At 64.3% G+C, this 11,198-nt stretch carries 7 protein-coding genes; 1 reads left to right on the top strand and 6 read right to left on the bottom strand.

All coding sequences use genetic code 11. From position 1 onward, the window contains the following. Positions 1-54 precede the first annotated feature (54 nt). The 6 genes from VFG40_RS16235 to VFG40_RS16210 form a co-directional block, all read right to left on the bottom strand. Positions 55-426 carry a hypothetical protein gene (locus VFG40_RS16235; RefSeq protein ID WP_324899423.1) on the bottom strand — a complete coding sequence of 124 codons (372 nt, stop codon included), beginning with the start codon at positions 424-426 and terminating at the stop codon, positions 55-57. Positions 427-1,236: 810 nt separating this feature from the next. Further along, on the bottom strand, positions 1,237-1,785 hold the full coding sequence (locus VFG40_RS16230) for a hypothetical protein (protein ID WP_324899421.1): 549 nt from the start codon (positions 1,783-1,785) through the stop codon (positions 1,237-1,239). Positions 1,786-2,737: 952 nt separating this feature from the next. After that, positions 2,738-3,154, bottom strand: a complete 417-nt coding sequence (locus VFG40_RS16225; protein ID WP_324899419.1) for a DUF4279 domain-containing protein — start codon at positions 3,152-3,154, stop codon at positions 2,738-2,740. A 380-nt stretch (positions 3,155-3,534) separates the two neighbouring features. Next, complete coding sequence (locus VFG40_RS16220; RefSeq protein ID WP_324899417.1) at positions 3,535-6,594, bottom strand: efflux RND transporter permease subunit; 3,060 nt, start codon at positions 6,592-6,594, stop codon at positions 3,535-3,537. 8 nt (positions 6,595-6,602) lie between these two features. Further along, positions 6,603-7,763: an efflux RND transporter periplasmic adaptor subunit gene (locus tag VFG40_RS16215; protein ID WP_324899414.1), complete on the bottom strand. Its 1,161-nt coding sequence runs from the start codon at positions 7,761-7,763 to the stop codon at positions 6,603-6,605. 11 nt (positions 7,764-7,774) lie between these two features. Beyond that, on the bottom strand, positions 7,775-9,316 hold the full coding sequence (locus VFG40_RS16210) for an efflux transporter outer membrane subunit (RefSeq protein ID WP_324899412.1): 1,542 nt from the start codon (positions 9,314-9,316) through the stop codon (positions 7,775-7,777). 310 nt (positions 9,317-9,626) lie between these two features. On the opposite strand from VFG40_RS16210, the gene VFG40_RS16205 reads away from it, so the two are divergent. Further along, a complete protein-coding gene (locus tag VFG40_RS16205; RefSeq protein WP_324899410.1) occupies positions 9,627-10,919 on the top strand; it encodes a sterol desaturase family protein in 1,293 nt (430 codons plus the stop codon). The last annotated feature ends 279 nt before the right edge of the window (positions 10,920-11,198 follow it).

The following is an 11,198-nucleotide window of genomic DNA, read 5'->3' as shown; positions in this document are numbered from 1 at the left end:
GCCTAACGCTTGAGTTAAGCGGCGCGCGGTACGCGCGTCCGCTTGAATGAGTGGTTAGGCCGGACCAGTGGCATCGGAGAAAGGCCTGAGGGACCCGATGGACGGTAGCGTCTTTGGAGCTTCGCCAGCAAGGCCATAAACCTCCAACCCGGAGAGAATACCTGCTTGCTCGTAGACGAAAACGCCACTGAGTTCGCTGGGAGAGCCGAAGAGGAAGTCGCTAAGAATATGCATGCCACCCTCCCGGGCATGCTTGTCGGGGACAGCAAAGTTGAAGCTCGCGCAGCCACAGGCACACCGCCAGGGAGTCACTAGCGCCTGTTCGAGCTGCGGCAGGAACGCCACTGCGCCGGGGTTGCCGTGTTCCAGCAGCCAGCGGACGAGCTGATGCTCTTCCGATGTCAGGTTCCGGTTGGTTGTGGGCACGCAAAAGGCCTAACGCTGGAGTTAAGCGGCGCGCGGTACGCGCGTCCGCCTTGAACGAGTGGTTAGGCTACTGGCCATAGTGCTCCTGTAGCAACGCACCTTGAGGCGAAAAGACATAGATCCTGTCGGCTCCTGAGACGGCTACACCTGTGCCTTGAGCATCTTTGTAGATGGAGTGAACCATGACGCCCCACGTCTTGCCGTCGAAATCTGCCGAATACTCACAACCGACCTTGGTGTAAGGCCCGAGCATGCTCCGACTGCAGTAACTGACAGCCCGGTCTTTTGCCAGCTTGATGATCTCTGCCTTAGTAAGCGGCGCCACTGCAGAGGAGAGCTGCGCGAGGGCGATAGCAGCGAAAAGAATGATGATCTTTCTCCAAGGGCCTAACGCTGGAGTTGAGCGGCGGCGTAGCCGTCCGCCTTGAACGAAATGTTAGCCGGCATGCTACGGCCCCCAATAGTCGAATTTAAAGACGCTGTGCGCGGGAATGCTAAATGAAATCTCGCCACCACATTTGATGACATGCTTTCCAGGCTCAATTTGGCCCTGCGCCCCGATGGGATACGCCCAAATCTTGCCATCAACTGAGAGCGGGCCGCAGTGACCCCCATTGTCATCAGACACCACTAAATATGTGTTGCCGTCTGGCGACGACGTGACAGAACCTCGAAGGTCACGGTGGCCGCAAGCGACACAGCCAATTACCAGCAAAGCGAGAACTATCTTGCGGGGTATGACCATGGGCTTCCCTTGCCGGCTAACGCTGGAATTGAGCGGCGGCGCAGCCGTCCGCCTCGAATGACTGGTTAGAGGGCATAGATCGCCAGCCGGACCAACCAGTACAAGACGAATGATGCCCCAATAAATGCGAGCAGCCAAACGGCCGCAATAACTCCCTTGCTCGGCCGTGGTACCGGCATGACATTGATGATTTTTGCAAAACCCTCGTCAGATTTAGTGTTGTTGTTGATTTGATTCCAAAGGAGCGGCGGAAAATACAGATATGAAACCGTTACCTGCTCTTTCGGGACGAGAACGGGGAGGACGATTTCGCCGGAGCCGTCAGAGTTGCGCTCAATAGAATGTTGGACTGGTGGGTAAATCGTAACGTTGGGTGGAAGCACTCCGTGCGTAAGCCGGACGTTACGCGCGGCACGGCGACCCGCATTGCGCACTACAACGCTATGCGTGTGAACGACCGTATGCTGCTCGTCTTGCAGTGTGAAAGCCGATACGTGTCCGAGGAAAGAAACGACTCGTGAACGTGCCTCGGTGTACTTTTTGAGCACAGCGCCAAGGACAAGCGACAGTGTCGGGCCAGCTATCTTGGCAATAACGTCTGGATCGATGAACACGGTTGTCGCCCTCTAACGCTGGAATTGAGCGGCGGCGCAGCCGTCCGGCTCGAATGAACTGTTAGGCACAGCTACCGCCGGACTACAGCGATGAAAGGGCTTAGCAACAGCCCTGCCCAAAGGATGCTCCCGAAGACTAGCAGTTTCACGCCGACCAATCCGAACGCCCGAGCGGCGGACGGGCGCAAGTAGCGTGCAGAAGCAACCCCAAGCGCGATAAATGCGAGTGAGAGCAGAAAGAAGACTGGCACCCACTGAACCCCAATAGTAATTGCATGCGTCCAAGAGCCGGCTTTCCATGCCATGACACTCACGCCGAAGACGTTCCCAAGTACCCAGAGCACCTGAGCGATGCCAGCTACAAGAGACAAAATCGCAATCAAGGACCAGGTGCGCATTGAGTGCCTAACGCTTGAGTTAAGCGGCGGCGAAGCCGTCCGCCTCGAACGAGTGGTTAGGCATTGGCGCGGCGGCCACGGGCAAACGACCGATAGCACGAGGTTGCGCAGACAGAGACCAATGCAGCCAGCACACTGTACCCGATAAGGCTTGCCCAGAATGCCTCGACGGTGGTCGCTGGTGCCCAACCCTTGGCGCTACCCCTTGCAACAAGTTCAGTTGCCAACCCAAGCAATAAGCACAGCGGATAGAAGAACAGAGCAACTAAGTAGGTAAGGCGCTTTGTAGCAACCAGACAGAGATGCGCTGCTGCAAATGAGCCGCAGAGCAAGGCCACTGCACTGCGACTATATGTAAATGCAAAAGGCTCGGCACCGTAGTACGAAACCGACTGCGATGCGGCGACCACACAGAGCGCCAAGACAGCCATTACACCCAGTGCATGAAGAATGAGAGAGACTCGGTTCATGACGCCTAACGCCTGAGTTAAGCGGCTGGCGGTGCTTTTCCGCCAGTCCGCTTGGACGAATTGTTAGCGTGCGTACCGTGCATTTCAATCTTCGCAAGCGTCATAGATATCCAGGTTAAGCGAGATGCCACGCGAGGAGAGTTTTTCAAGAAGCTCCGGGGAAAACTCTAGCCCGTCGTTGGACGTGCCCATGAAAACACCACAGAAGAAGTCCATCGTAAACCGCGACCGCAGCAAGGCCCAAGCCGCCGGATCTTCGGACAGCTTACTGAGAACCTCAGAGATCTGGGCCGGTATGTCTTCGGGGTATCGGTCTTCGGCTGTGAGGCTCCACCGGCCAGTCCTTTCTACGTATCGGTTGCCGGTCGTGGAGCCAATACGAACATCGCCCTTTGCGAAGGCCTTGGTTGGCTCACATGCCAGCAGGCTCGTTACCTCGGAAGGAACGAGGTCATCTCCGAAAATTCGGAAAGAGACGATGGAGTGATCCGCAGTTCCCATAGCACGCTAACGCTTAGTAGACCCCACATTTGGGGTGTTGCACCGAGTATGCATGGCTCTCGATGCCGCGAACAAGCGATGAATTTCTACGCGCTGTCAGGTGGTTACGCGACTCTCTTAGCGATTTTCGCGTCCCACGGTGCCCGTGTTACATGGCGGATTTGAGGGTGTATGAGTTACGCAGGCGGAACTGAAGGTGTAACGGGCGGTGTTGGAAGCGGCGTGGCGCATAGCGCGCGTGCCGAGGGCGTAGGGGCGAAGACAAACGCCTGGTGAGCGCAGGGGATCGTGAGCCCAAACCACCTTGGTGTGTCGATAAAGAAAAGGCGCGGTTGCCCGCGCCTTTTCCGTTTTCCGCCCTGCGAATCGACTTCGTGCGATCAGGCCCCCAGCAACGGCTGCGGCTCGCCTTCGGCGTGGCCACCATGATGATCAGTGGACAGCAGCAGGTAGAACGCGGGCACCACGAACAGGGTGAACAGCGTGCCGATGGCCAGGCCGGTGGAGATCACCAGGCCCATGTTGAAGCGGCCGGCCGCGCCGGCGCCGGAGGCGATCACCAGCGGCAGTACGCCGAGCACCATGGCGGCGGTGGTCATCAGGATCGGGCGCAGGCGCACAGCGGCGGCGTGCTCGATCGCCTCGCGCTTGCTCATGCCGGCAAGCTGCGAGTGGTTGGCGAATTCCACCATCAGGATGCCGTGCTTGCTGATCAGGCCCATCAAGGTCACCAGGCCCACCTCGGTGTAGATGTTGAGGCTGGTGAACAGGTTGACGAAGATCAGCGCGCCGAACAGCGCCAGCGGCACCGAGACCAGGATGACGATGGGATCGCGCAGGCTGTTGAACTGCGCTGCCAGCGCCAGGAACACGATGATCACGGCGAACAGCAGCGTGCCGCCGAAGCCGCCCGATTCCTGTGCGAACTGCCGCGACTGGCCGGCGTAGTCGACGGTATAGCCGCTGGGGGCCACTTCCTTCACCAGGTCGCTGAGGTATTTCAGCGCGTCGCCCTGCGACATGCCGGACACGCCGGAGATGGTCGCCGAGTTGAGCTGCTGGAAATGGTTGAGCGAACGTGGCACCACCTCGTGGGTGATGTTGGCGACGGTGGAGGCCTGGATCACCTGGCCACTCGGGGTGTTGATGTAGTAATCCAGCACCTGATCCGGGTTGAGGCGATCGGCCTGCAGCACCTGCGGGATCACCCGGTACGAGCGGCCGGAGATGGAGAAGTAGTTGACGTAGCCGCCGCCCAGCGCCGAGCCGAGCGCCGAGCCGACGTCCTGCTGGGTAAGCCCGAGCGAGGTGATCATGTCGCGGTCGAACGACACGGTGGCCTGCGGCTTGTCGACCTTGAGATCGGAGTCGACGAAGTAGAACTTGCCGCTGGCCTGGGCCTTGGCCAGCACTTGGCTGGCCACCTCGTTGAGGTTCTCGAACGGCTCGGTGGTGGTGATCACCATCTGGATCGGCAGGCCGGAAGCGCCCGGCAGCGGCGGGAACTGGAACGCCGCTACCTGGCCGCCGGCGATGCCGTTCCACTTGGCCTGCAGCACCTGCTGCAACTCATGCGCGCTGCGGCTGCGATCGCCCCACGGCTTGAACAGCACGCCGCCGATGCCCTGGTTGGTGCTGGGCACGCCGGTGAGCTGGAACATCTGCTCGTATTCCGGCAGCGACTTGGAGGCGTTGAACATCTGCGTGGCGTAGACGTTCATCTGCTCGGCGGTGGCATTCGGTGCACCCACGATCTGGCCCGCGACGATGCCCTGGTCTTCTTCCGGCGCCAGCTCCGACTGCGCGGTAACGCCCAGCGCGACGGTGGCCAGCAGCAGGATGGCGGCCATGACCACCACCACAGACTTGGTCGCCAGGGTGCTGTGCAGCCGGCGCTTGTAGCCGTGCTGCACGCGCTCGAACTGGCGGTCGATGAACTGCACGAAGCGGCCCGTGTCCTGCCCGCTGCGGAAGAACTTGGCGCACATCATCGGCGACAGCGTCAGCGCCACCACCGCCGACACAGTCACCGCACCGGCCAGGGTGAACGCGAACTCGGTGAACAGCGCGCCGGTGAGGCCTTTCTGGAAGCCGATCGGCACGTACACCGCAATCAGCACCACGGTCATCGCGATGATCGGTCCGCCCAGTTCGCGCGCCGCCAGCAGCGCGGATTGCAGCGGGGTCTTGTGCTCCTCCTTCATGTGGCGGTCGACGTTCTCCACCACGATGATCGCGTCGTCCACCACCAGCCCGATCGCCAGCACCAGCGCCAGCAGCGTGAGCAGGTTGATCGAGTAGCCCAGCGCCAGCATCACGAAGAACGTGCCCACCAGCGACAGCGGCATCGCGATCACCGGGATGATCACCGCGCGCAGGCTGCCCAGGAACAGGAAGATCACCAGCGTCACGATCACCAGCGCCTCGACCAGCGTCTTGACCACCTCCTCGATCGAGCTGTTCACGAACTCGGTGCCGTCGTAGACGATCTCGCCGGTGAGGCCGCTGGGCAGCTGGTGCTGGATGTCGGGGAAGGCATCGCGCACGCGCTTGGCCACGTCCAGCACGTTGGCATCCGGCGCCACCTTGATGCCGATGAACACCGAGCGCTTGCCGTTGAAAGCCACGTTGAAGTCGTAGCTGTCCGAGCCGAGCGTGACGGTGGCGACATCCTGCAGCCGCACGATCGCGCCATTGGCCTGCTTTACCGCGAGCTGCTTGAACTCATCCACGGTGTGCAGATCGCTGTCGGCAGTGAGGTCCACCGTCACCGCCTGGCCCTTGCTCGAGCCCACGGCGGCCAGGTAGTTGTTGGACGCGAGCGCCGCGTTGACATCGCTCGCGGTGACACCGCGGGCGGCCATCTTGGCCGGGTCCAGCCAGGCGCGCAGGGCAAAGTTGCGCGCGCCGAGCAGCTCCGCCGTCTGCACGCCCTCGATCGAGTCGAGCTTGGGCTTGACCACGCGCGCGAGGTAGTCGGTGGTGTTGTTGGTGGGCAGCACGTCGCTGTAGAAGCCCATGTACATCGCGTCGATCGTCTCGCCGGTCTGCACCGTCAGCACCGGCTGCTGCGCCTGCGGTGGCAGCTGGTTCTTGACCGAGTTCACCTGCGTGGTGATCTCGGTGAGGGCGCGGTTGGCGTCGTAGTTCAGGCGCAGCGTGGCGGTAATGGTCGACACCCCGGCCACGCTGGTGGAGGACAGGTAGTCGATGCCCTGCGCCTGCGAGATCGCCTGCTCCAGCGGCTGGGTGATGAAGCCGGCCATGGTCTGCGCGTTGGCACCGTAGTACGCGGTGCTGACGGTGACGGTGGCGTTCTCGGTTTCCGGATACTGGCGCACCGTGAGGCTCGATACCGCCTTCACGCCGAGCACCAGGATCAGCAGGCTGACGACGATCGCCAGCACCGGTTTGTTGATGAACAGGTCGGTGAATTTCATGGCCTGTCTCAGTGCTCCTGCGGCGTGGGGCTGGCGCTGTTGGCGGGCTGCACGGAGTTGTCGACGGTGATCGGGGCGTCGTTCTTGAGCTTGATCTGGCCGCTGGTCACCACCTCGGTGCCGGCGCTGATCCCCTTGAGGATGGCCACCTGGTCGCCGCGGGTGTCACCGGTGGTGACGAAAGCCTGCTTCACCGTCGGCGCGTTGGGCTTGCCCTGGTCGTCCTTGCCCTTGGCCGGCTGCACCACGTAGACGGTGTCGCCGTACGGGTTGTAGACGATGGCCGCCTGCGGCAGCGTGAGCTGCCTGCGCTCGCTGCCGACGTCCACGCTGACCTTGGCGAACATGCCCGGGCTCAGCGTCTTGTCCTTGTTCGGCACGGTCGCTTCCACCTGCACGTTGCGGGTGCCGGCATCCACCTTGGGGTTGATCGCGCTGAGCGTGCCGGAAAAGCTACGCCCGGCGTAGGCGTCGAGCGTGAGGTTGACCGGCTGGCCCACCTTCAGCCGGCCCAGCTCGCCCTGCGGCACGTTGAAGTCCACGTACAGCGAGTCGAGCTGCTGCAGCGTCACCACCGGCGTGCCGGCATTGAGATAGTCGCCCGGGCTGGCGGTGATGATGCCGGCGCGACCGGCGAACGGCGCGCGCAGCTGCTTCTTCGCCACCACCACCTTCTGCTGCTCCACCGCCGCCTGGCGTGCGGTGTAGTCGGCCGAGGCGCTGTCGAAGTCGGCCTTGCTGATGGCCTGCGCATCGAGCTGCTTGCGCGCACGGTCGAAGGTGATCTTCGCCAGCTGCGCGTTCGCCTGCAGTTGCTGCAACTGGGCGACATCGTCGCCGTCGCGCAGCTGCAGCAGCAGCTGGCCCTGCTTCACGTCCTCACCGGACTTGAGGTGCACCTCGGTGACCAGTCCGGCCACGTCCATCGCAAGGTCCGCGCCGTTGGCGGCGCGCAGGGTGCCGACCGCACTCAGCGACGGCTGCCAGCTCTGCTCGGTGGCTTTCACCGTGCTCACCGTGGTCGGCCCCGGCTTGGGCATGGAGTGGATCATCCGCATCACCAGCAACACCTTGATGCCGACAATCACGGCAATCAGCAGCAGCACGCCGACGATCGTCCAGATCATGCGCTTGGTCAGGCTCGGCTTTTTTTCGACGCGCGTGGTCATGCGCGAACTCCTCAGTTGGATGCGGTGGAAGGTGTGGAAGAAGCGGACGCCGGGGCGCTCGCGTCGGCGTCACGGCGCCAGCCGCCGCCGAGCGCGGTGTACAGCGCGGCGGTGTCGGACAGTCGTGCCGCGCGTGCCCGGATCAGGGTGATGCGGGCTTGTTGATAGCTGCGTTCGGCGTCGAGCAGGTTGAGATAGCCGGTGGCGCCGAGCTGGTACTGCTGGCGCGTGAGGTCCAGCCGCTGCGCCGCGGCGCTCTCGGCGGTGGCCTGGGCGGCCAGCGTCTGCGCATCGAACTCGAGCGCCTGCAAGGCGTCGGCCACGTTCTGGAACGCCACCAGCACGGTCTGCTGCCAGTCGGCCGTGGCCGCATCCAGCCCTGCCTGGGCCGCACGCTTCTTGTGCAGCAGCTCGCCGCCACGGAACAGCGGCTGGGTGAGGTTGAGCCCGAGCGACCACGCGCCGGTGCCGGCGGAGAACAGGTCGCCGGCGTGGAGCGCCTGCGAGCCGCCGCTGCCGGACAGGGCGATCTGCGGCAGCATCGCCGCGGTCGCCACGCCGACCTGTGCCGAGGCCGCGTGCAGCTGGGCCGAGGCGGCGCGGATGTCCGGACGCTGGTCGACCAGCTGCGAAGGCAGGCTGACGGGAATGTCTTGCGGCAGGGTCATCGCGTCGAGCGTCAGCGGCGCCGCTTCCAGCTGCGCCGGGGTGGTGCCGAGATAGGTGGCCAGCTGGTTGCGCGTGGCGGCGAGCTGGGCGCGCAGCGGGGGCAGGGTGGCCTCGGTGGTGGCCAGCTGCGAGCGCACCGCCAGCGTGTCCGACAGCGAGGTGGCGCCGAACTGCTGCTGCTTCTCGGTGATGCCGAGCGTCTTGCGCTGCCAGTCGACGATCTGCTCGGTGGCCCGCACCTGCTCGCGCAGCGAGGCTTCCTGCAGCGAGGCGGTGACCACGTTGCCGGCCAGCGTCAGATAAGTGGAATCCAGCTGCGCGCGCTGGTAGTCGCTCTGCGCCAGCTGGGCCTCGATGCCGCGGCGCACGCCGCCGAACAGATCCAGCGTGTAGCTCACGCTGACCGAGGCGTTGTACAGGTTGAACGGGCCCACGCCGTTGCCATTGCCGGGCACCTCGCCGGACTGCTTCTGCCGGGTGACGCCGGCACCGGCATCCACCGCCGGGAACAAACCGCCGCGCGCGGCCAGCGCGTTTTCCTGCGCCTGGCGCAGCGATGCCTGGGCCGAGGCAATGGTCGGGCTGTGCTCCAGCGCCATGCGTACGCGACGGCTCAGCTCATCGTTGCCGAAGCCGGTCCACCAGCGCTGAGGCACCTCGCGACCCTGCAGGAAACGCTGCGCGTCGCCGCCAGCGACCTGGGCAGTGGCGGTGGCATCGGGCAGCGGCTGGGCGGTATAGCGATCCACCCGGGGGGAATCGGGACGCTGGTAGTCGGGGCCGACGGCGCATCCGGCGAGCCAGAGCGGAGCCGCGACAAGCGCAAGGATTTGCGTGCTCCGGGCGATCGGCGCGAGCGCCTTGAATACGAGGGAACGAGACAAGGGCGGCGACCTGAGCGGATGGCGGAATGGGCGGCACAATACCATACCCACGGGTTTAGATATCCATGTCGAAAGTGACTGGCGAGCAGGTGTCATGGTGTGAACAGCTTCCCCTCGGGCTGACGCATCCGGGCGGATGCCGGTTCGCTTACGACGGTCGAGCCGGGCCATTCTCGACAGCCCCCGACGCCCTCACGCATGGCTATGATCGGGCCGGAATGTTGCGCCCCGTCGCGGAGATACCCATGGTTCGCTCGCTGCTTGATCCAGCGCCCCGGCTGCCCCGCAAGCCCGTGGCGCGGGTGACACGATGATTTCCGCCGAAGCCGTCATCACCTTCGCCACGCCGGTGTTCTTCGTGCTGATCGGCGTGGAGCTGCTGGTGGCCAGGCTGCGCGGGCGCCCGGCGTATCGCACGCACGACGCGATCAGCAGCATCGGGCTGGGCGTGATCTCGCAGCTGGCCGGCGTATTCCTCAAGCTGCTCACGGTGGGGGTGTATGCGTGGTGCGCGCAGCACCTGGCACTGTTCGCGCTGCCGGCCGAGGCGTGGTGGGTGTGGCTCAGTGCGTTGTTGCTGTACGACTTCCTCTACTACTGGCTGCACCGCATGGGGCACGAGGTCAACATCCTCTGGGCCGCCCACGTGGTGCATCACCAGAGCGAGCACTACAACCTTTCCACCGCGCTGCGCCAGACCGCCACCGGCGGCCTGCTGGGCTGGCTGTTCTACCTGCCGATGGCGCTGCTGGGGTACCCGGTGAGCGTGTTCGTGGCGGTGGCGCTGATCGACCTGCTGTACCAGTTCTGGGTGCACACCGAGCAGATCGGCCGGCTCGGCTGGTTCGACCGCGTGTTCTGCTCGCCGTCCAACCATCGCGCGCATCATGCCGTGAACGACCGCTACCTCGACCGCAACTACGGCGGCATCCTGATCGTGTGGGACCGCCTGTTCGGCACCTTCGTCGAGGAAGACGATGCCGACCCGCCGGTGTACGGCACCCGTTCGCCGCTGCGCAGCTGGAACCCGCTGTGGGCCAACGCCGAGGTGTACTGGCATACCGCGGTGGACGCGTGGCATGCGCGGCGCTGGCGCGACAAGCTGCTGGTGTGGATCAAGCCGCCGGGCTGGCGTCCGGCCGACGTGGCGGCGCGCTACCCGAAGCCGGATTTCGTGCTGCCAAGCGAGCGCTTCGATCCGCCGCTGTCGCAGCCGCTGAAACTCTACGTGCTGCTGCAGTTCGCGCTGCTGTTGGGCATGACCACGCAGTTCCTCGGCATGGCCGGCACGGCCAGCCTGCCGGCGTTGCTGGGCTATGCGGTCTACCTGGTCGCCGGCCTGTGCGTGATCGGCGCGCTGATGGAAGGCCGGCGCTGGGCGCCGTGGGCGGAAGGTGCGCGCGTGCTGGCCACGGCCGCGGTGCCGCTGCTCGGCGGGCGTTGGTTCGGCATCGGCCATCTGGATGGCCATATCGCGCTGGCGATCGCGGTGGTGTTCGGGCTCAGTGCGATGGCGCTGCTGTGGCTGCGCCCGTCGTCGGCCGGCGCCGCCGCCGGCGTGGCCACCGTTCCCGCTGAATCCGCAACCGCTTCGCTGCGGTAGGGTCGGCACCGTCCTTCGGCTAAAAGCGGCGGGCGGTGCCCGCCCTGGCGGATTTGCGCGGCATTTCGGCGGTCCGGCAGCTGCCGTGTTGCACCGCGCTGTGTGCCTGCCCATGCATTCGCTATGATCGCCGCTTGCTTAACTCAGGGGCAGGCGATGGGATTCTTCAGCAAGCTGGTGCGCCACAAGACGGTCGAGCAGTTGCAGGCGGAGGCCGGCACGCGTGGCGATTTCCGCCGCGTGCTGGGCTTGTGGCAACTCACCGCGATCGGCATCGGC

Source organism: Dyella sp., from assembly GCF_035685805.1.
Classification (GTDB): domain Bacteria; phylum Pseudomonadota; class Gammaproteobacteria; order Xanthomonadales; family Rhodanobacteraceae; genus Dyella_A.
The sequence above is the reverse complement of the archived record's forward strand: the minus strand, read 5'-3'. Positions and strand labels throughout refer to the sequence as shown.